This is a genomic window from Promicromonospora sp. NPDC057138, from assembly GCF_042670845.1.
Classification (GTDB): domain Bacteria; phylum Actinomycetota; class Actinomycetes; order Actinomycetales; family Cellulomonadaceae; genus Promicromonospora.
Genome location: NZ_JBHUUX010000028.1, coordinates 52,628 through 72,478, shown reverse-complemented (window position 1 = coordinate 72,478; position 19,851 = coordinate 52,628). Strand labels below are relative to the sequence as shown.

Here is a 19,851-nt window from a genome sequence, read left to right as displayed (position 1 = left end):
GGTCCGGGCACGAGGCCCGGACCCGACGGTCGTTCTCAATCAGTGGCTGCTCGGCGGCGGCTCGGAGCCGCCGGCCGGTCAGGCCGAGCGGCGCAGCTTGCCGGCCCGCAGCAGCTCGAGGCGCTCGTCGAGCAGGTCCTCGAGCTCCTTGACCGTGCGGCGCTCCAGGAGCATGTCCCAGTGGGTGCGCTGGGGCTTGGTCGCCTTCGGCTCCGGCTTCTCGGCGTCGCGTAGGAGTGCCTCCTCGCCGCAGCGGCACTCCCAGATCGGGGGGACGTCCGCGTCGGTGGCGAAGGGCAGGATGATGGTGTGGCCGTTGGGGCAGTCGTAGTAGGCCTGGAACCGAGGGGCGAAGTCCACGCCCTCGTCGGACTCCATGCTCTTACTACCGATGCTCATACCGCGCAGGGACCGGTCGGGCACGATGTCCTCCAGAGGGTTGTCGGGATAGGTGGCGGAAAAAGGTCCGTATAGCCAACGCAGGGACCCTCTGTGATGTTCCAGCCGTTCCAGCCGTCTATTTTCCAGCCGTCTGATCAGGCTACGCGTCGGATGTGCGCTCGCAAGCGCACTCCGGGCAAACTGGGCGCTGATGTGCGCGATCTCACGTACGTCACGGCAGGTGGGAGTGGGCACCGTGGGAACAATCGACGATAGCAGCCGGTTGAGGCCCATGTGCATGCAGATGCATGGACTATCAGGAGCAGGACCCAGCAGCACCACGGGCAACACGATCATGGGGAGCGCAGCATCATGCAGTTCGGGATCTTCAGTGTCAGCGACGTGACGACGGACCCGACGACCGGGCACACCCCGGACGACACCGAGCGCGTCAAGGCGATGCTCACCATCGCCAAGCACGCCGACGAGGCGGGCCTCGACGTCTTCGCCACCGGTGAGCACCACAACCCGCCGTTCGTGGCCTCCAGCCCGACGACGATGCTCGGCTACCTGGCCGGCGTCACCAAGCACGTCACGCTGTCCACCGCGACGACGCTGATCACGACCAACGACCCGGTCCGCATCGCCGAGGAGTACGCGATGCTCCAGGTCATCTCGGACGGCCGGATGGACCTCATGATGGGCCGCGGCAATACCGGACCGGTGTACCCGTGGTTCGGGCAGGACATCCGCCAGGGCATCCCGCTCGCCATCGAGAACTACGCGCTCGTGCACCGGCTCTGGACCGAGGACGTCGTGGACTGGGAGGGCAAGTTCCGCACCCCGCTGCAGGGCTTCACCGCCACGCCGCGCCCGCTGGACGGCGTCCCGCCCTTCGTCTGGCACGGCTCGATCCGCAGCCCCGAGATCGCCGAGCAGGCCGCCTACTACGGCGACGGGTTCCTGCACAACAACATCTTCTGGCCCATGAGCCACACCAAGCAGATGGTCCAGTTCTACCGCCAGCGGTTCGAGCACTACGGCCACGGCCGTGCCGACCAGGCGATCGTGGGCCTCGGCGGCCAGGCCTTCGTCCGCAAGAACAGCCAGGACGCCTGGGACGAGTTCCGCCCGTACTTCGACAACGCGCCCGTCTACGGGCACGGCCCCAGCATGGAGGACTTCACGCGCGAGACGCCGCTGACCGTGGGCTCGCCGCAGCAGGTCATCGACCGCTACGGGTCCTTCATCGACGACGTCGGCTACTACCAGCGCCAGCTGTTCCTCACCGACCACGCCGGCCTGCCGCTCAAGACGGTCCTGGAGCAGATCGACCTGCTGGCCTCTGACGTCGTGCCGGAGCTGCGAAAGATCGCCGACGCCAAGCGTCCGGCCGACGTTCCGGCCAACCCGCCCACGCACGCCGAGCGGGTCGCCGCCGCCCGGGCCAAGGGCGAGACCGGCGCCACCCACGTCGGCGACGGCGGGGACGAGTACACCGGCAAGCGGGCCGAGGAGGTCCTTTCATGACCACCGCTTCGCCGTTCGACGCCGAGGACTTCAGCGGGCCCGAGGGCCGCACCCCGCGCACCATCGCCGTCGTGCACGCCGGGCTGGGGCAGCCCTCGTCAACGCGCCTGCTGGCCGACCGCCTGGCCGACGCGACCGCGCGCGAGCTCGAGGCCCTCGGCCACGACGTGACGGTCGAGATGGTGGAGCTGCGCGACCACGGCCACGCGATCATCGACGCGATGCTCACCGGGTTCCCCACGGGCGACCTGGCACGCGACATCGAGACGATCACGCAGGCCGACGGCGTCATCGCCGTCACCCCGCTGTTCACCACCACCTACTCGGGGCTGTTCAAGTCGTTCGTCGACATCCTCGACAAGGAGGCCCTCACGGGCATGCCCGTGCTGCTCGGCGCGACCGGCGGCACCCCCAGGCACTCGCTCGCACTCGAGTACTCGATGCGCCCGCTGTTCACCTACCTGCGGGCCGACGTCGTCACGACGTCGGTCTTCGCCGCCACCGACGACTGGGCACAGTCCGGTGGCGCGGGGCACGACGACGGCGGCAGCTCCCTGCCGCAGCGCATCGAGCGGGCGGGCCGGTCCTTCGCCGGCCTCGTGTCCGCACGCGGCGAGCACGACAAGCCGGCCGACCCGTTCTCGAGCACCCCGAGCTTCCTGGACATGCTCGGCGGGGACTGACCCGCCGGAGCCCGGCCCGCCGGAGCCCGGCCCGCCGGGACCGGTGCGCACCCTGCCCGGGGGCTTGCATGCCCAGGGCAGGGCGGGGAACATATGGGACAGCGGTCGCCACTGGTCGTGGCCGCGACGAGGGCGAGGGAGCGCGGTCATGGCGGACGGTACGGAGAGCCCGGTCTCGGACGGCGCGAGCGCGGACAGCCCCGAGGACGCGAACGCGCACCTCCTGAACGCCGACACCGACCGCGTGGCCCGGATCGTCGCGGCACTGCGCACGGCGCACGCCGAGCAGGCGGCGAGCTCGGGGGCCGGCTCGACGACGCAGGCCGCCGAGGTGCCGGACGCGCCTGCCCCGCGCCGCGAGACCAGCGGAGTGCGGTCGCCCGCGCCGAAGATGCCCACGCTGCGCTGGAACCCCGGCGCCCGGTACCGCGCGTCGCGCCTGGCCGACCGTCCGGCCCTGCCGGCGTCGTCCGCCCCGGTTCCCGGAGCAACGGCAGCGGGGCCCGCCGGGCATCCCCCGGTCCCTCCGCCGCCCGTGCCCGCACCGCCTGTCGCAGGACCGCCGCCCCTCGCCGGGCGGCTGTACCGCGGCCCCGCCCGGCGGACCGGCGTGTTCGACCGGGAGATCTGGTACCCGGCCGCGCGGTCCTCGCGGGTGCCGCGGGACGTCAGCGACGCGCTCGTCCGCGCGGTGGAGCGGTACCGCATGGGCTCGATCTCCACGTCGGGGCTCGTGCGCGCGATAGGCCGGGCGCACGCCGCCTGACGAAACCGGGCAGATCCGCATATCCGCCCCGCGTTTTCATATGGCGCCAAATTGACGGTTCGATCCGCCCGGTATCGCCCGGGCCACACCTTGTCCCGCATTCGTGCAACGGGGGAGCATTCGTTGCACGACGAGCGCATGACGTGGCGCTCGTGAGCCAGTGCACCAAGCGCTACGTCCCGTCGCTCTCTCTCCCGGGGGAGGCGCCGAACGAGGCACCTGGCGACTGGGGACGAGGGGGACGGGACCGGCTATGCGACAGCACACGGGGGTCCTGGTGGGCGCGCTCGCCGCTGCCGGGCTGCTCAGCGGCTGCGCCACGGGCGTCAGCACGGCGAACTTCACCGCGCCGGAGGAGTACGGCACGGTCGAGCAGCTGGTCGCCGACGCCGACATCGTCGCCCTGGTGCAGGCCGGTGGCGCCGACGTCGACGTCGTCGACCGCGTGCCGTACACCCGCACCGAGCTCCAGCTGCGCAAGGTGCTGCTCGGCGTCGTCGCGAGGAACGCCAGCATCGCCGTGACCCAGGTCGGATCCACGGCGTCGCCGCCCGGGGACGGCCTGCCGGCTGTCCTGCGGGAGGGCCAGGAGTACGTGGTGGTCCTGCACCGCACAGCGGCGGGGGAGTTCGAGGTGGTCGGCCCCGGCGTCTGGCGCGCCGACACGCTGGGCGCCAGCCTGACCCTGTACACGGCCGTGGCGACCTCCGTCCCCGCGACGATCCCGCACATCACGACGCCGTGGGACCTCGAGGTGGAGCTCGGCGAGGTCGGCGAAGCGCTGGGGACGAGCGTGATCGGCAGCGGCTGACCGGCCAGACTGGGCACATGACGCGCAGCCTCGTCCTCACCGCGGACGACGCCGGGACCGACCCCGACGCCGACCGCGAGATCGCAGCACTGCTGGCCGGCTCCCCGCTGACGGCGGTCGGCGTGATCGCCGCCGGGCCGGAGGACAGATCGGGGAACGGGCTGGACGGCGGTCCGGAGCGCGGCCCTGGCACCGACGGCCCGGACGCGAGCGATCCGGCGAGCTCCGCCGTCGCGCGGGCCGTGGAGCTTTTCGCCCGCGTGGCGCCCGACGTCGCACCCGGCGTGCACGTGGTCCTGCCGGTACCGGAGCCCGACGGCGGCTTCGACGACGTCGTCGACCGGATCACCACCCAGGCGGACACCCTGACGCGGGCCGCGGCCGCCGTCGGCCTGCCCGCGCCGGACCGCCTGGACTCCCACCGCGGCTCGCTCTACGGGCTGGCGGGCCGCTCCTACCTGCCCGAGGCCATCGGTGTGTGCGCGCAGCGTGGGATGGCACTGCGCCTGCCGCGCGGCCTGGAGCTGTACGGCGACGACGACCCCCTGCTCGCCACGCCCGCCGTCCGGACGCGGCACGCGAGCGCCGTGGCGGCGGCCGATGCCGCGGGCGTCCGGCTGCCGCGCGTCATCGCCACCCACCGCGGGGGAGACGCCGAGGCGCGGGACTACGTGACGTTGCGGGACCACTACCTGCGCCTGCTGGACCGGCTGCCCGAGGGCGCGAGCGAGATCTTCCTGCATCCGGCGCCGGACACGGCGCGGCTGCGGGAGGCGTCGGCGGGGTGGTGGCGCAAGCGGACGTGGGAGCTGCGCCTGCTGGGCGACCCCGTTTTCATCCGGGAGGTCGAGCGGCAGGGCATCGACCTGGTCGGCAGGTGGTGAGCTAGGCTCACGGGCGTGAACGCCGAGCGAGCGGCAACGGGCACGCCGGAGAGCATTCCCCCGGCAGGGTCGTCGCGATCCGGCCGGGATCTGGCAGGGCCGTCGCAGGTAGAGACGCCGCGGCCCGCGACCTCGCCCCTGCGCTACGGCGTCGGGATGTTCGGCACCTCGCTCCCGATCAACCTCGTCAAGGGCTCGATGCTCTACGTGTACGTCGAGCTGCTCGGCCTGGACGCCGCGGTCTACGCGACGGTGTATGCCGTGTACGGGGTGCTCGACGCGCTGGACAACCCGGTCTTCGGGTACCTGTCGGACCGCACCCGGTCGCGGTGGGGGCGGCGTCGGCCGTACCTGGTGACCGGTGCGCTGGTGCTCGCCTGCACGACGATCGCCCTGTTCTCCGTGCCGGGTCCGGTGGCCGACTCCGCGGTGGGGCTGGCGGTGTGGTTCGCGGTCTTCGCGATCACCACCGAGATGGCCGACTCCCTGATCAACGCCAGCTACGGCGCGCTCCTGCCGGAGCTGTTCTCCCACGAGAAGCGGCGCGCGACGGCGAACGCGGTGCGGCAGGGCGCGCAGCTGGTCGCCCTGGTGATCGCGCTGGCGCTGACGCCGGTCCTGGCCCGCAACGTGCTCGGCACCGAGGGATCGACCGTCGGCTACGGCCGCCTCGCGGTGATCTTCGCGGTGGTGGCGGCGGCCGTGATCCTGTGGACGGCGTTCGGGGTACGCGAGGACCCGGCGCTGAACGCCGAGGTCAGGCCGCAGTTCTTCCGGTCGGTCAGGCAGATCCTGTCGACGCCGCAGTTCTGGACCGTCGGAGTCGTCAACGCCTGCTACGGCGCCGCGATGGCGCTGGTCCTGGGCGGCCTGCAGCTCTACGTGCACCACACGCTGGGCGGGACGGCGCTCGACGCCAGCATCCTGCAGCTCGTGGTGATCGTCGTGGCGATCGGGATGCTGAGCGTGTGGGCCGCCGTCGTGCGGCGCAAGGGTGCCGCCTGGACGTGGCGGCTCGCGCTGCCGGTCGCGGCGGTCGGGTTCATCCCGATGTACTTCGCGACGGACCTGATCACGGGGATCCTCGCCGGGCTCACGGTGGCCGTCGGGTACTCCGGCGTGCTCGCGACCAACGACCTGGTGATCGCGCGCGTGCTCGACGCCGACGCCGCCCGCCACGGCACGCACCGCAGCGGCCTCTTCCTGGCGGCGTTCGGCGTGCTGGGCCGGCTCAACGCACTGGTGACGGCGGGCGCGCTGGCGTCGCTCACGCTGTGGTTCGGCTACCGGAACGGCGCCGATCCCGGTCCCGACCCGGGGCAGGCGTTCCGCGTCTACCTGTCCCTGTACCCGTTCGCGCTGCTCGTGATCGGGACGACGGTCTCGCGGTTCATCAGCCTCCCGGCCGCGCCGCAGGAGGCGTCCGAGACTCGGGACGAGGGTCCGGAGCCGGAGCCGGTCACGCGCTGATCGCCAGCAGGGTCCGGTCAGCGGCCTCCAGCCGGTAGGGACCGTGCCCGGGCGGGGCGGAAGACGTCACCCGGTCGCCGTGCACCCGGTGTCGGCGGCCGGCGGCGTCCACCAGGACCGTGCCCTCCGCGTCGATCGCCACCAGGTCCTCGTCCACGCGCACGAGGACGGGCTCGCCCGGCCCCGGGAACCGGCTGATGGCGGTCCGCCCGTGGCGGACGGCGTCGAGGATCGCCTCGGGCGTGCGCTCCTCCGCCGCGACCCAGGTGGTGGGCGTGCCGGGCGGGTAGCCCTGGTCGGGCGTGTGGAAGTCGCTGCCGCCCAGCAGCACCGGGTGGCCGGGTGTGCCGGACGCGCCGGGGGCGCCCGACGACGCCCGCAGGTACGCCCACGGGCCCGTGGCTGTCAGGTCGAGGAACCACGAGATGTGCCACAGCTCGAGAAACCCGGTCCGCACCGGGTACAGCCAGCCGCAGTCGTCCTGGATCGGGTGGTTCACGGACAGCAGGCCACCCCGCTCCTCGACGTCGGACAGCCACTGCGCCGCCGGACGCCGGAAGTCCACCCAGCCGATGTCGCCGAACGCGTTCGCGTGGCCCGCGTGCGTGGTCACCTCCTGCCCGGGCAGGAGGCACACGTCGTACGCGGCGCCCACGGCCGGCAGGTGCCGGTGGTGGGCGACCGTGTTGTGGTCGGTCACGGCCAGGAAGTCCAGGCCCCGGCCCGCCGCCGCGGCGGTGAGCTGGGCGATGCTCAGCGTCCCGTCCGAGTGCGTGGTGTGCGCGTGCAGGTCGCCCGCGTACCAGGTCAGCCCGCCGGGCGCGGGCAGGTCCCGCCCGAGCCGGGTCCGGCCGGGCCCGCTGCCCGACGGCGGAGGCGGCGCCGGCGGCTCGTCCTCGACCCGGCCGGCGTCGACCCCCGTGGCGATCGCGACGGTGACGTCGACCGGTTCGGCGGGCATCCCGTGCAGGCCCAGCACCACGGCCCACTGCCCGGCGACGAGCTCACCCGGCTCGTACCCAGGCGTCGCGGCGCCCGGCGTGATCGCGAAGCGGGACCGGGCACCGCCCGACCACCCGCGCCAACGTTCCGGGTCCTGGCAGCCGAGGTCGATCACCGCGGCGTCCCGGTCGTAGGCGAGTGTCACCTCCAGCGCCGATGCGCCACCGGCCGGCAGCTCGAACGGCACCTCGAGGTACCGGCTCTCGGTCTGGTCGTCGATCGACAGGCGCAGCCGACGCTCCTCGCGGGTCACGCACCGAGCCTACGGCGTCCGCTGTCAGCGCCCGAGGATCAGGCGCACCAGGACATCGTCGCCGGTCAGCCGGGCGCCGTCGGGGACGAGCGCTTCCACTGTGACCTCGGGGTCGACCTGGGCCCTGAGGTGTCTCGCGGGCGGACCGCTGTCAGAACCGGTTGCGCTGGCTGTCGCCGGCATCCTCGGCGGCAGTGGGCGGGGTATCGGCAAGCTCGGCAGCCCACCGCCGCGACCACTCGATGACCGGACGCAGGGCCTCGCGGGCGTCCTGGCCGAGCGAGGTGAGGGTGTATTTGCCGTCGCGCAGCACCTCGGCGAGCCGAGCCTCTTGGAGCTCTGTGAGCCGTTGCCGCAGGACGCTTGACGACATGCCGTCGCAGCGCCGCTGCAGGAGCCGGAAGCCGAGCGGCTCGTTCCTCAGCTCCCAGATGATGCGCAGAGTCCAGCGGCGCCCGAACAGGTCCAGTGCCGCCATCATCGATCGTCCGGTGGTGGAGCCGCGGACCGGCCGGCCCGGCATGGGTGTCGGCGACGCGTTCATGACTCTCCGTCAACTCTTGTGCTTCGGATTCCGAAACGGTAGTTTCGCACATCGCGGCAGTGCTTCGGAATTCGAAGCATTGATTCCAACACTGGAGGTTCCATGCCCAAGGGCTACTGGGTCAGCGTCTACCCCACCATCGAGGATCCCGAGAGCCTTGATGTCTACAACGGACTGGCACGTCCAGCGGTCGCGGCCGCGGGCGGGCGGGTGCTCGCCAGCCGCGGCAGCCGGGTCGACGCACACGAAGCCGGAATCGCCGAGCGCGTCGTCCTGATCGAGTTCGACAGCTTCGAACAGGCGGTCGCCGCACGCGCGAGCGCGGCCTACCAGGAGGCGCTGGCCGCACTCCCCGACGGCTTCCAGCGCGACTTCCGCATCATCGAAGGCGTCGGCTGACCGAGGTCCAGTCGGATCTTCACTGGAGCTTCAATGAGTCGAGGCCCGGAGCGCCAAGCGCTCCGGGCCTCGTACGTCCTCCCCGACGCGATTACTCCGCAGTGCCCGGTACCTCCCCGCCGAGCGGGAGCACTCGGCCGTAGCTCCGCCTGTCAGCTCTTGCTCGACGGCTCTGGCACTGCTGCCGCAGCCTCCAGCGCCTCCCGCAACCCAGCGGCCGTGCCCTCGGCCTGCGCCTGGCCTGCCACGGCCGTGAGGCGCGCCCGTTCGGCCTCCGCCGCCTGCGTCCGGGCCGCGTCCAGCGCGTCGCGCGACGCGGAGAGCTCACCCTCCAGCCGCGCGACCGAGGCCTCCGCGGCAGCCCGCGCGGAGTCCGCCGCGGCCCGGTCCCGGTGCGCCTGGGCGACGTCGCCCCGCGCCGCTTCGAGTGCACCGCGCACGTCCGCCAGGGACTCCCGTAGCCCGACGGCGGCACCCTCCGCCTGCGCGCGAGCCGCCTCGGCGTCGGACCGGGCGCGCTCGGCCGCCGCCGTCGCCGTCCGTTCCTGGGCGAGCTCGTCCCGCAGAGCGTCGAGCGCCTGCCGGGCCGCACCGGCCTCGCTCTCCAGCCGGGCAGCCGACGCCGCGGCCTCCGCCCGCTCCTTCTCCGCCGCGCCGCGCTCCTCCTCGGCGGAACGTGCGTGCTCGCGCGCGGACTCCAGCACCGCGCGGAACTGAGCCAGCTCGGCGTCGGCCTCGTCCACACGGGCGGCCAGGGCGTCGGCCTCGCCGACGACGGCGGTCAGCGCCTCGTCCGACGCCGCAGCGGCGGCCTCGTGCTCCGAGCGCGCGACCTCGACCGCCGCGCCCCACAGGGCCCCCATGCCACGTTCCGCCAGCGCGCTGACCGCCGCCGGCAGATCGGGGAGGGCCTGCCGCGCCTGGCTCTCCGCGGCCTTCGCGTCCCGCCACTCGCGCAGGTACTTGGTCGCTGCGGCGTTGGAGCAGCCCGCGCGCTCGCGCACGTTCGTCACCGTCACGGCCACGCCCTCGGTCGTCAGGTCCTCGGCGGCCTGGAAGACCCGTTCCTTGTCCCGCACGTCATTCTCCGATCGGCTCGGTTCCGTACCCGTAGTAGTACGAGTAGGAGCGCAATACTACTCCTACTCGACGTCTCACAAAGCACGCACCCGCTTTCCTGAAGCGGGTGCGTACTAGCAGGGAAAACGGCTAGGTCATGCGGATTCCTGCCCCTGAGAACCGCGCGATATCAGACTCAAGGAGCACATAGTGAGCATCGAACACGCCGGCTGCGCCGGGCTCACTTCAGGTGCCGGCCGAAGAACCGGTCCCCGTCCTCCCGCTCGAACCACGGGGTACCGAGGTGTCCGCCCAGGTTGGCGTGCAGGGTCTTCTCGGTGCTGCCGAAGGCGTCGAACAGGTCCAGCGCACGCTGCCGGGGGTTGCCCTCGTCGTCCCACTGCAGCAGGAGCAGCAGCGGGATGGTGACCTGCCGGGCCTCCTCGCGCTGGGCGCGGGGCACGTAGCCCCCGGCGAAGAAGCCGGCGACGGCGATGCGCGGCTCGAGCACCGCCAGCCGGATGCCGAGGGCGGTCCACCCCGAGTACCCGACCTGCCCGCCGATCTCGGGCAGCGCGAGGAGCGCGTCCAGGGTGATCTGCCAGTCCGGGACCGCGCTCTCGACCAGCGGGCCGATGAACGACTCGAAGACCTCGTCGACCGGTGCGCCGGCCTGCATGGCCCGGCGGAAGTCGGCGCGAGCCTGCTCCTCGTCGGGGGAGCGCGGCCGGTCACCGCACCCGCGGGCGTCGATGGAGGCGACCGCGTACCCGGCCGCCGCGGACAGCCGGGCCCGCGCCATCAGCCGGGGGTCGCCCTTGGGCAGACCGTTGTTGTGGGCCATCAGGATCAGCGGGACGGGTCCGGCGGACTCGGGCGTCCACAGGGTGCCGGGGATCTCGCCGAGGGTGAACTCGCGTTCGAGGACGCCGTCGTCGAGGCGCTGCTCAGAACTGAATCGCATGGTCGTGCCTTTCGAGAGAGTGCATGACGGCACTCCCGGGACGACCTATCGCCCGACCATGACCCCGGAGGGGAGCACCCATGTCGATACTGCGTTCATGGATACCACCTCCTCGTTCTCCTGCACGGCCTCCGGAAGGTTAACAGCGCACGCCGTGGTCCGGGCGCGGATTTCGCGGCGGCGTCAGTACGCGTACCGCTGCACGGTCTCCGGATGAATCACTATGCGCACCTGCTCGGTGGCCAGGATCGCGGCGAGGTCACGGGCCCGGGTCTCGTCGTCGAGGTCCCAGTAGCGTGCGGCGAGGCGGGAGCTGAGGTCATGCGCCCCGCCTGTCTCCACCGTCGTCCGGCCTGCGACCGACACCCAGCGCTCCCGCTCACCCACTGGCGCCGCGACGACGAGGGAGGCGCGAGGGTCGCGGCCCAGCCGGCGCATCTTCAGCGACGCCGGCTCGGTGAAGAGCTGGACCGTCCCCTCGGCGGTGGCCTCGAACCACACGGGCCGCGGCTGCGGCGGTTGCGTGCCGCCGGCCACGGACAGGAACCCGTGCAGGGGGCGTCGGAGGAACTCGAGGTCCTCGGCGGTCAGGTGGCTGTTGTCGCTCATGGTGGCGATTCAACGCGACCCGCTCGGACGAATCCATGGGTAAAGCGCCGGATCACCTGTGTCATCGTCCGACGTCGTCCGATAGCCTCGGCGGATGGACGCGTTCGGTGACCTCTTCCGCGGGATGCGGGCCCAGGGCTCGTTGTTCGGGAGCTCGACCCTCACCCCGCCCTGGGCGCTGCACTTCGTGGACGGCGCGCCGCTGACGTTGTGCACCGTCATCGGCGGTCAGGGGTGGATCGTGCCCGAGGGCCGTCCGCCGGTCCCGCTGCGCGACCGCGAGACCGTCATCGTGCGCGGACCCGCGCCGTTCACCTTCGTCGACGAGGTCGGCACCGAGGCCGAGCCGGTCGAGTGCGGCGAGTACTGCGCGCTGCCCGAGGAGGGCGGGACCCGGCACCGGCGCGGCTGGCACGACGGCGACGCCGGTGGCGGCGCGACCACGCTGATCGTCGGCGCCTACCCGGTGCACGGCGAGATCAGCCGCAGGCTGCTCGACGCGCTGCCCGTCGTGCTGCGGGCGGACGCCGGGGGAGCGGGCGACGCCGTGCTGGACCACCTCGCCGCCGAGGTCGCCGCCGACGTACCGGGCCAGCAGGTGGTGCTGGACCGGCTGCTCGACTGGCTGCTCGTCTGCGCGGTGCGCGAGTACTTCGACCGGCCGGACGGCGCGACGCCAACCTGGTACGCCGCCCAGCGCGACCCGGTGGTCGGCGACGCGCTGCGCCTGCTGCACGCCGAGCCGGCGGCGCCCTGGACCGTCTCGGCCCTCGGGGAGCGCACCGGGGTCTCGCGCTCCACCCTGGCCAAGCGGTTCGCCGACCTGGTGGGCGAACCGCCGCTGACCTACCTGACCCGCTGGCGCATGACCCTCGCGGCGGACCTGCTGACCGACCGCGAGGGCGCGACCATCGCCGAGGTAGCCCGCACCGTGGGCTACTCCGACGCGTTCGCCTTCAGTGCGGCGTTCAAACGCACCCGCGGCGTCAGCCCGAGCCAGTTCCGGCGCGCCGGCGCGGTGCTCAGCCCGGCTGGACGTCCCTGACGAACACGATCCCGTCGTCGTCCGCCAGGTGCGCCGGGTCCAGCGGGGAGTAGCCGAACCAGGGCGACACCCGCGCCGCCGGCAGCGCGGCGCCCGGACCTGCGCCGCCAGGATCAGTGCCGAGCGCCGCGGCCAGCCGAGGCGCGTCGACCACGAAGCGGTCCTCGCCGAGCTCGTACAGGAGCCCCTCGACCGTGTCCGACGGCGGGGCGTCCACGCCCTGGTGCCGGATGGTGCCGAGGGCCGTGGCCAGGAACGCGTACTCCCGGCCCAGGCGGGCGCTGACGAGCGCACCGGCGCCCCACCACTCCAGCCGCGGGTGGTCCCACATGCTCATCGTGCTCAAGCCGCGCTGCAGGTGGGCGTTCTGGGCGTTCACCAGCACCGGTCCACGCTCGGCGAGGGCGAGCAGGTTGGCGGCCATCATCGAGTCCCGCACGCCCAGCAGCAAGGTCATGCGACTCGGTGAGGGCTCCGCCATCCAGAAGTGGTAGCGCAGCAGCCCCGTGGCGGTGCGCCCGTACAGCAGGGCCCGGTCCCAGTCGTCCGGGGACGACGTCGCCCTCAGGTGCGGCGCGTGCGCGTCGAGCAGGGCGACCAGGTCGTCGGCGAGCAGCCGCAGCTCCCGGGCCTCCGCGGACTGCCCCACGGACCGGGACGGGTCCATCATCGCCTCCGGGTCGGTCCACCGGGCGTCCTCGCCGATCAGGCGGTCGAGCACAGCCGCGGTGCACGGCAGCAGGCCGGCGTCGATCCGCGCGGACAGGTAGTCGTGGAGCGCGGTGAGCACGGGCCGAGGGCTCGCGGCGCCTGTGATCTCCAGCGGCCCGTCGAAGCCGGCGAAGCGGAGCCGGTCGGAAGCCGGCCGGCCCTCGTTGTAGGCACGCATCCAGGCCACGAGCTCGCGGTTGGCCGGGAAGGCGCCCCACTCGTGGCTGAAGCCGCGCGCCATCACCTCGTCCAGGCCGACGCCGGGGTCGCCCTCACCGGTGACGTAGCCGTCCACGAGCAGGCCCATCATGCAGTCGGTCTCCAGAGCGATGGTGCGGTAGCCCTCGTGCTCGACGAGCTGCCGGAAGAGCTCGTTGCGCAGGCCGAGCAGAGTCTCCGCGCCGTGGGTGGGCTCGCCCAGGGCGAGCAGCCGCGGCCGGGCGCCGAGCAGGCTCATGACCGCGGCGGAGTCGAGGGGATGAATGGTGTCCTTGATGTCTGTCGCCATTCCTTCAACGGTATCGTTGAAGCCTCGGTTGAGACTTGCTTCCGATGGTGACTTGAAACAGGCGGGCTGATGGCGCACAACCTTCAAACCGGAGCTCGGCTCCGGCCCGTCGACCTGGCGCGGGAGCACGGCCTGTCCACGCAGGCGGTCCGCAACTACGAGGACGCCGGCATCCTCCCGGCCGCCATCCGCACGCCGACCGGATACCGCGCCTACACCCCGCTGCACGCGCAGGCGCTGCGCGCCTTCCTCGCCCTGGTCCCAGGCCACGGCCACCCGACGGCGGCGGCGATCATGCGGGCGGTGAACGACGGCGCCGACGCGTTCGGCCTCATCGACGAGAGCCACGCCCAGCTCCTCGACGACCGCCGGACCCTCCAGGCCGTCGAGAGCGCGCTGCGCGACCTGGATCCCGCCGGCCTGGATCCCGCCGAGGCCGAGCCACCGGTCCCGCCGTCCGGACCACGCGCGACGTTCATCGGCCCGCTGGCGAGGAAGCTCCGGATCCGGCCCGCGACCTTGCGCACCTGGGAGCGTGCGGGGGTGGTGCGCCCGCGCCGGGACACCCAGACCGGGTACCGGGTCTACGACGAGGCCGACGTGCGGGATGCCAAGCTGGCCCACCAGCTCAGACGGGGCGGCTATCGGCTGGAGCAGATAGCCCCGCTGATCGCCCAGGTGCGCGCGGCGGGCGGCCTCGGGCCGCTGGAGGCCGCTCTGGCCGACTGGCACGACGGTCTGTCGGCCCGCGGACGCGCGATGCTGGCCGGGGCCGCGGCCTTGCAGGCGTACCTCGACGAGCGGCCATGACCCGGGACCGGCGGCGGATGGCGGACGGCGGTCACGCTGCCGTGCCGGCGGCGGTACGCCGGGTCATCGCGCCCGGGCCAGGATCCCGTTGACGCGGTCCAGCAGCTCCCGTGGGCTGAACGGCTTGGCCATGTAGTCGGTGGCGCCGATGTCGAAGCCGATGTCGGCCTTCCGCTTGGCGCTCAGGAGCAGCACCGGAACGCCAGGGGCGTCGCTCTCGCGGATCTTGCGCAGCACGTCGATACCCGACATGCGGGGCATCATGATGTCGAGCACCGCCAGATCCGGAGGCGCCGCCTGGAACGCCTCCCACGCGGCCAGCCCGTCATCTGCCGTGTCCACCGTGTAGCCGGCCGTGCCCAGCTTGAACTCGATGATCTCGCGGATGTCGCTGTCGTCCTCAGCAACCAGGATCCGCTCCCCGCCCCCTGTAGTCATGCCCCTGTAAGTAGCACCAGGGCTGGCGCGGCGCAAACGCGACCGCTCGTCCGGGGGCGTCGGCGGATCGCCGTCACGCGAGGGCCGGGAGGCGTACGAGGAATACCGCTCCGGGGTCGGTGTTCTCGAAGCTCACCGTGCCGCCGTGCGCCTCGGTGAGGATCCGCACTATCCACAGCCCGAGGCCGACCGAGTCGGTGCGCGGCGGCCGGCCCTGGGCGAGCCGCGTGAACAGCCTGGACGCGTCGCGGTCGCTGATGCCCGGTCCGTGGTCCCGCACGGTCAGGACCATCGTGCCGGGCTCGGCACGGGCGCCGATCACGACCGGACCCTGGCCGTGCCGCAGGGCGTTGTTGGTCAGGTTCAGCAGGATCTGCAAGAGCCGGTCGCGGTCCGCGTGAATGGTCGTGCCGAGGGCGACGTCGACGGCGACCTTCGTGGGGTCGGTCAGCCGCACCACCTCGGCGGCGATCTCCGCGGCGTCGAGGTCTTCGAGCTGCAGCTGCAGCCTGCCGTGCGCTACCCGTTCCAGGTCGAGCAGGCCGCTGGCGAGCCGGGTCAGGTGCTGGGTCTGCCGCGTCGCGGAGTCCAGCATCCGGCGCAGGTGCGCCGGGACCTGCCCGTCGTCGCCGACGATCTCCAGCGCACCGGCGATCGCGGTCAACGGCGAACGGATGTCGTGAGCCAGGGTCGACATCATCGCCGCCCGCCACCGCTCCTGGTCCTGCAGCTGCTGCTGGGCATCCCGCAGGTGCTGTACGTGGCGGGAGATGACCAGCCCGACCGTCACCATGACGGGGATACCGACGACCGTGGAGCCCACCACCGCGGGCGGAGCGCCCGACATCACGAGACCGCCGGCGTAGGACAGGGTGGCCGGGACGGCCGCCCACCAGACCACCCTCGGCACCTGGTGCAGCCCGAGCCAGACGAAGATCAGCACGTAGAACGGCATGGTCCCGCCGACGAACCCGCTGAACGCCCACGTCGAGACCCCTGCCACCGCGAACCCGGCGAGACCGAGCCACGCCACCCGGGACGCGGGCCACCGCCACCAGGGCAGGACGAAGCACAGCGCTGCGATGACGAAGTCGGCGACGGCGACCCCGGCGAGCGCCGGCGCGGATCCCGGGGTTCCCGGAATTCCCGCGAGGGCCAGCGAGCCGGCCACGACGAACAGGTAGCCGCACTGCTTCGCGGCAGGGCTGCCGCGCGCGGTCCCCTCGTCCGCTTCCCCCATGGTCGCAGCGTAACGAGAGGCCGCCGACTTCTCCTTGCGTGGTGGTCCTCGCCAGGAGCTGGGGCGAGTTCCGCATGCGTTCTCAGATCCGGCGCGCGAGACTCGCACTAGATGCCGAGAGCCGAGGAGCCTGTCGATGCGGACCATCCGATGACGTCCCTCCTCGTGACGGGCGCCGGCGGCCCTGCCGGCCGCGCCCTCGGTGCGCAGCTCGCGGCCCGGGCCGCCGCCGGTGCCGACCTGACGTGGGTCGGCGTCGACATCGCTCCCGTGACGGACCCGCACTTCCCGGCCACCGATCGCGCGCCGCGCGCCGACGGCTGGGACTACGCCACGGGCATGCGGGATCTGATCGACAAGCACGCTCCGGACCTCGTGATCCCCACGGTGCAGGACGAGCTGCCCCAGGTCGCCGTCCTCGCTCAGGCGCTCGGCGGCGCCGCGCCCGGCGGCCGCGCCATGGTGGGACGCGCCGCCACTGCCGACGCCGACGGCGCGCCCGGCCCGGCCGGCGCCGTCGTGACCGCCGCCCCGGGCTCCGCCGCGATCGCCGCCGACAAGCTGCTCACCATGCTGGCGCTCGACCGGTCGGGCGTGCCGGTGCCCAGGTATGCCCTGGTCACAGACTTCGCGAGCGCGCGCGAGGCTCTTGCCTGGGCTCGCGGCCCGATCGTGGTCAAGCCCCGCGTCTCGCGCGGCGGACGCGGGGTGCAGCTGATCGAGTCGCCGGCGGACGCGCCCGACGCCGCGGCCTGGGGCCGGCTGGACGCCTCCTGGATCGTCCAGTCGTTCGCCGGCGGAACCGAGTACAACCCGCAGGTGCACCGCTCACCCTCCGGCGAGACCCACGTGGTGGTCCTGGAGAAGACAGTGCTCAAACAGGGCCGGGTGGGCAACGCCGCTGCCGTCGTGCGCCTGGCTGAGCATTCCGTGCCCGACGTCGAGGAGACTGCCCGCCGCGCTGTCGACGCCCTGGAGCTGGTCGGGCCGGTCGACCTGGACGTTCGCCGCGACGGCACCGGCAAGCCCGTCGTGCTGGAGGTCAACGGCCGGTTCGGCGCCAACTGCGCGCATGCCCCCGAGCTGCTGGACGCGGTGCTCGCCCGATGGGCGACATCGGAGCCTGTGGCGCTGCGGCGGACCGAACGGCGGCGCGAGCGAACGACCCAGCCTGAGGGACGGCCTTCCACATGACGCAGGTGCTCACCGCGGTCGCCGTCGTGTTCGGCGTGACGATGCTCGTCGTCGGGATCATGCGCCTGATCATCGTCCCGTTCGCCCTCGTGTTCGAGGCACGCGACCGGCGTCTGCCCTCGGGCGCCGCACCGCACGCCGGGACGATCTTCGACCGCCCGGACAACCCGGACCGCGCCTACCCGCCCTCGGTCTCCGTCATCGTGCCGGCCTACAACGAGGGCGTCGTGGTGGAGAACTGCGTGCGTTCCATCGTGCGCAGCCGCTACCCCGACTTCGAGGTGGTGTGCGTCGACGACGGCTCCTCCGACGACACCTACGCCAAGCTCCAGGCGCTGGCCGCCGAGCTGCCCGGGGTGATTGCCCGCACGCAGCGCAACCGGGGCAAGGGTGCCGCGCTGAACCACGGCATCGACTACGCCTTGGGCGATATCCTCGTGCTGGTCGACGCCGACGGTGTGTTCGGGCCGGACACCCTCACCGAGATGGTCCGTGGCTTTACCGACGAGAGCATCGGCGCCGTCTGCGGCGACGACCGCACCATGAACCTCGACCGCGTGCAGACCCGGTTCTTCGCCCTGATCAACCACGTCGGCACCGGGCTGATGCGCCGCGCACTGAGCATGCTGCACTGCCTGCCGATCGTCTCCGGCAACACCGGCGCGTTCCGGCGCGACGTGCTGGAACGCACCGGCCCGCTGCGCGAGGACACCGTGGGCGAGGACCTCGAGCTGACCTGGCGGGTCTACCGCGCCGGATACCGCGCCACCTTCGCGCCACGCGCGCTGGTGTACACGGAGTCACCGTCCACCCTGCCTGAGCTCTTCAGGCAGCGGGTGCGCTGGGCTCGCGGCCTGCTGCAGACCATACGTCTGCACTACGACATGACCGGCAACCCGAGCTACGGGCCGTTCGGCCCCTACCTGGCGTTCAACGCCTTCGCTCAGGTGCTGGGGCCCGTGATCCAGGTCGCCGCGCTCGTGGTGTTCGTGGCGCTGGCGCTCCTGGGCGACGCGGGCGACCCCGGCGACCCGAGCGTCGTACCCGTCACGTTCTGGCAGGTGCTCCTGTTCCTCAGCCTGCCGCTCACGGTCGTCCTGCTCGTCCTCGCCGTCCTCCTGGACCGCGCGGCCGCCGACCTGCGGCACGCCTGGACCCTGCCGCTGTGGCCGTTCTTCTCGACGGTGCTGAGCCTGGTCATGCTTCGCGCGATCTGGCTGGAGCTGAGCGGCGCCGAGAGCCGCTGGTACAAGACGGACCGAAGCGGGACGGTATCCATCGACACGGGGCACGGACCATGACCGATCGCCGCGCACCGCGCCCGATGACTACGGTCGCCGCCATGGCCCTCGCCGCCGTGCTCGCCACGACCCACGCCGCCTGCTCCTCGGACCCCACCCCACCGTCGGTGGACCGGCCGCTGGTCCAGGTGGACGACGTGCAGTCGGTCAGCCTCGGCATCGAGGACGTCGTGGACCCGGAGCAGGACTGGGACGCCGTCCAGGAGCGGCTCGACGAGGCGCACGTCAACGCGGTGACCCTCGCGGCCGGCCGGGTCGAGTTCACGGCGTTCGACTGGTCCGACCACCTCGACGTCGCGGCAGAGCCCGGCCGGGACGGCCTCGCCCACGCGATCGCCGGGACGGCGCAGGGGCCCGGCGACGAGCCACGACTCGTCGACCTCGTGATCGACACGCTGATCCCGAACTGGATCCTGAAGGACAAGACGGTGGCAGGCGTCGATACGGACGGCTCCTTCTCGCGGTTCTCGCCGTCGGCCAGCGCGGTGCACGACGGTCCCGTAGGCAAGCGGTACCTCGCCTACATGGAGGAGCTCGCCCGCCGCTACGAGCCCGACCAGATCACGTTCACGGAGCTCAAGTTCGACGACGAGACCTTCGGCGAGGACGACGCCGCCCTGTACCGGGAGATGATGGGCGAGGACGACTGGCCCCGGCAGCCTGACGGGAGCATCGACGAAGACGCCCCCTCGATCGGCGCCTGGCGGTCACGGGTGCTCGCCGACTTCCTGGACCGGGCGTCCGCGGTCCTGGACGACGTCGGCGCCGAGACGGGCAAGCGACCCGATCTCGCGATGGACGCCGTGATCAACTGGGACGACCCAGGAGCCGGACTACCCGCCGCCGGGCTCAGCTACGACCAGCTTGCCCGGCACGCCGACCGGCTGGTGCTCTGGCTCTACCTCGCGAGCGACCAGCGCAGGCCCGAGGAGATCGAACCGATGACCGCGGCGCTCGCCCGCTCCGGCATCCCGACCGGCAGGCTCACCATGTCGGTGGGGCTCTGGGACCACCGCGCGGGGCCGACCGGCAGGATCTCGCCGCAGGAGATGGCTGCCGCGGCCCGCGCCGCTCGCGCGCACGGGATCAAGTCGGTCAACGTCACGCCGTACACCCTGATGACCGCGGAGCACTGGAGCGCGCTCAGCGAGGTATGGACCCGGCGTCCGGCCACGAGCCTGGCGACGAGCGAGCCGTCGGGGTCAGCGCCGGCCGTGGAACCGTGACCCTGGTTGCCTCGCCGAGGGAG

21 protein-coding genes are annotated in these 19,851 nt (G+C 72.6%); 12 read left to right on the top strand and 9 right to left on the bottom strand.

What is annotated here, in order from left to right:
* Nucleotides 1-78: 78 nt before the first annotated feature.
* Nucleotides 79-423 carry an RNA polymerase-binding protein RbpA gene (locus ACFT2C_RS16445; protein ID WP_026365682.1) on the bottom strand — a complete coding sequence of 115 codons (345 nt, stop codon included), beginning with the start codon at nt 421-423 and terminating at the stop codon, nt 79-81.
* A 330-nt stretch (nt 424-753) separates the two neighbouring features.
* Here ACFT2C_RS16445 and ACFT2C_RS16440 point away from each other — a divergent pair, with 330 nt between their 5' ends.
* From ACFT2C_RS16440 to ACFT2C_RS16415, 6 genes are all read left to right on the top strand, one after another.
* Complete coding sequence (locus ACFT2C_RS16440) at nt 754-1,911, top strand: LLM class flavin-dependent oxidoreductase (RefSeq protein WP_377208135.1); 1,158 nt, start codon at nt 754-756, stop codon at nt 1,909-1,911.
* Entirely contained in the window at nt 1,908-2,594 is a 687-nt protein-coding gene (locus ACFT2C_RS16435) for an FMN reductase (protein ID WP_377208134.1), read from the top strand. Before ACFT2C_RS16440 ends, ACFT2C_RS16435 begins: the two co-directional genes overlap by 4 nt.
* Nucleotides 2,595-2,742: 148 nt before the next feature.
* A complete protein-coding gene (locus tag ACFT2C_RS16430) occupies nt 2,743-3,360 on the top strand; it encodes a hypothetical protein (RefSeq protein WP_377208133.1) in 618 nt (205 codons plus the stop codon).
* 253 nt (nt 3,361-3,613) lie between these two features.
* On the top strand, nt 3,614-4,171 hold the full coding sequence (locus ACFT2C_RS16425; RefSeq protein ID WP_377208132.1) for a hypothetical protein: 558 nt from the start codon (nt 3,614-3,616) through the stop codon (nt 4,169-4,171).
* Between the two features lie 17 nt (nt 4,172-4,188).
* On the top strand, nt 4,189-5,055 hold the full coding sequence (locus ACFT2C_RS16420) for a ChbG/HpnK family deacetylase (RefSeq protein WP_377208131.1): 867 nt from the start codon (nt 4,189-4,191) through the stop codon (nt 5,053-5,055).
* Between the two features lie 15 nt (nt 5,056-5,070).
* A complete protein-coding gene (locus ACFT2C_RS16415) occupies nt 5,071-6,525 on the top strand; it encodes an MFS transporter (protein WP_377208130.1) in 1,455 nt (484 codons plus the stop codon).
* Here ACFT2C_RS16415 and ACFT2C_RS16410 read toward each other — a convergent pair.
* Entirely contained in the window at nt 6,515-7,780 is a 1,266-nt protein-coding gene (locus ACFT2C_RS16410) for a CehA/McbA family metallohydrolase (protein ID WP_377208129.1), read from the bottom strand. The two genes, ACFT2C_RS16415 and ACFT2C_RS16410, sit on opposite strands and share 11 nt — an antisense overlap.
* Before the next feature lie 151 nt (nt 7,781-7,931).
* Entirely contained in the window at nt 7,932-8,324 is a 393-nt protein-coding gene (locus ACFT2C_RS16405; protein WP_377208128.1) for a winged helix-turn-helix transcriptional regulator, read from the bottom strand.
* A gap of 102 nt (nt 8,325-8,426) precedes the next feature.
* Between ACFT2C_RS16405 and ACFT2C_RS16400 the strand changes: the two genes are divergently transcribed.
* Nucleotides 8,427-8,723, top strand: coding sequence for a DUF1330 domain-containing protein (locus ACFT2C_RS16400; RefSeq protein ID WP_377208127.1), 297 nt, complete (start codon nt 8,427-8,429; stop codon nt 8,721-8,723).
* Nucleotides 8,724-8,875: 152 nt separating this feature from the next.
* Here ACFT2C_RS16400 and ACFT2C_RS16395 read toward each other — a convergent pair whose 3' ends face one another.
* The 3 genes from ACFT2C_RS16395 to ACFT2C_RS16385 all read right to left on the bottom strand — a co-directional run bounded on the left by ACFT2C_RS16395 (nt 8,876) and on the right by ACFT2C_RS16385 (nt 11,355).
* Entirely contained in the window at nt 8,876-9,802 is a 927-nt protein-coding gene (locus ACFT2C_RS16395) for a DNA-binding protein (RefSeq protein WP_377208126.1), read from the bottom strand.
* A 221-nt stretch (nt 9,803-10,023) separates the two neighbouring features.
* The gene (locus tag ACFT2C_RS16390; RefSeq protein WP_377208125.1) at nt 10,024-10,746 is read right to left on the bottom strand and encodes a dienelactone hydrolase family protein; all 723 of its coding nucleotides are present in this window, start codon (nt 10,744-10,746) and stop codon (nt 10,024-10,026) included.
* Nucleotides 10,747-10,929: 183 nt separating this feature from the next.
* Complete coding sequence (locus ACFT2C_RS16385; protein WP_377208124.1) at nt 10,930-11,355, bottom strand: pyridoxamine 5'-phosphate oxidase family protein; 426 nt, start codon at nt 11,353-11,355, stop codon at nt 10,930-10,932.
* Between the two features lie 94 nt (nt 11,356-11,449).
* Here ACFT2C_RS16385 and ACFT2C_RS16380 point away from each other — a divergent pair, with 94 nt between their 5' ends.
* Nucleotides 11,450-12,400 (top strand): AraC family transcriptional regulator, encoded by a 951-nt coding sequence (locus ACFT2C_RS16380; protein ID WP_377208123.1) that lies wholly within the window; start codon nt 11,450-11,452, stop codon nt 12,398-12,400.
* Here ACFT2C_RS16380 and ACFT2C_RS16375 read toward each other — a convergent pair.
* Entirely contained in the window at nt 12,378-13,619 is a 1,242-nt protein-coding gene (locus tag ACFT2C_RS16375; protein WP_377208122.1) for an erythromycin esterase family protein, read from the bottom strand. The two genes, ACFT2C_RS16380 and ACFT2C_RS16375, sit on opposite strands and share 23 nt — an antisense overlap.
* A 69-nt stretch (nt 13,620-13,688) precedes the next feature.
* Here ACFT2C_RS16375 and ACFT2C_RS16370 point away from each other — a divergent pair, with 69 nt between their 5' ends.
* Nucleotides 13,689-14,429, top strand: a complete 741-nt coding sequence (locus tag ACFT2C_RS16370; RefSeq protein WP_377208121.1) for a TioE family transcriptional regulator — start codon at nt 13,689-13,691, stop codon at nt 14,427-14,429.
* Nucleotides 14,430-14,492: 63 nt separating this feature from the next.
* On the opposite strand, the gene ACFT2C_RS16365 is transcribed toward ACFT2C_RS16370, so the two are convergent.
* Nucleotides 14,493-14,867, bottom strand: coding sequence for a response regulator transcription factor (locus ACFT2C_RS16365; RefSeq protein WP_377208120.1), 375 nt, complete (start codon nt 14,865-14,867; stop codon nt 14,493-14,495).
* A 73-nt stretch (nt 14,868-14,940) separates the two neighbouring features.
* Nucleotides 14,941-16,107 carry a sensor histidine kinase gene (locus ACFT2C_RS16360; RefSeq protein WP_377208119.1) on the bottom strand — a complete coding sequence of 389 codons (1,167 nt, stop codon included), beginning with the start codon at nt 16,105-16,107 and terminating at the stop codon, nt 14,941-14,943.
* A gap of 150 nt (nt 16,108-16,257) precedes the next feature.
* Between ACFT2C_RS16360 and ACFT2C_RS16355 the strand changes: the two genes are divergently transcribed.
* Genes ACFT2C_RS16355 through ACFT2C_RS16345 form a run of 3 tightly spaced genes read left to right on the top strand, consistent with a single transcriptional unit; the run spans nt 16,258 to nt 19,828 of the window.
* A complete protein-coding gene (locus ACFT2C_RS16355; protein ID WP_377208118.1) occupies nt 16,258-17,301 on the top strand; it encodes an ATP-grasp domain-containing protein in 1,044 nt (347 codons plus the stop codon).
* A complete protein-coding gene (locus ACFT2C_RS16350; RefSeq protein ID WP_377208117.1) occupies nt 17,298-18,602 on the top strand; it encodes a glycosyltransferase in 1,305 nt (434 codons plus the stop codon). Before ACFT2C_RS16355 ends, ACFT2C_RS16350 begins: the two co-directional genes overlap by 4 nt.
* Before the next feature lie 41 nt (nt 18,603-18,643).
* The gene (locus ACFT2C_RS16345) at nt 18,644-19,828 is read left to right on the top strand and encodes a hypothetical protein (protein ID WP_377208116.1); all 1,185 of its coding nucleotides are present in this window, start codon (nt 18,644-18,646) and stop codon (nt 19,826-19,828) included.
* Nucleotides 19,829-19,851: the final 23 nt, after the last annotated feature.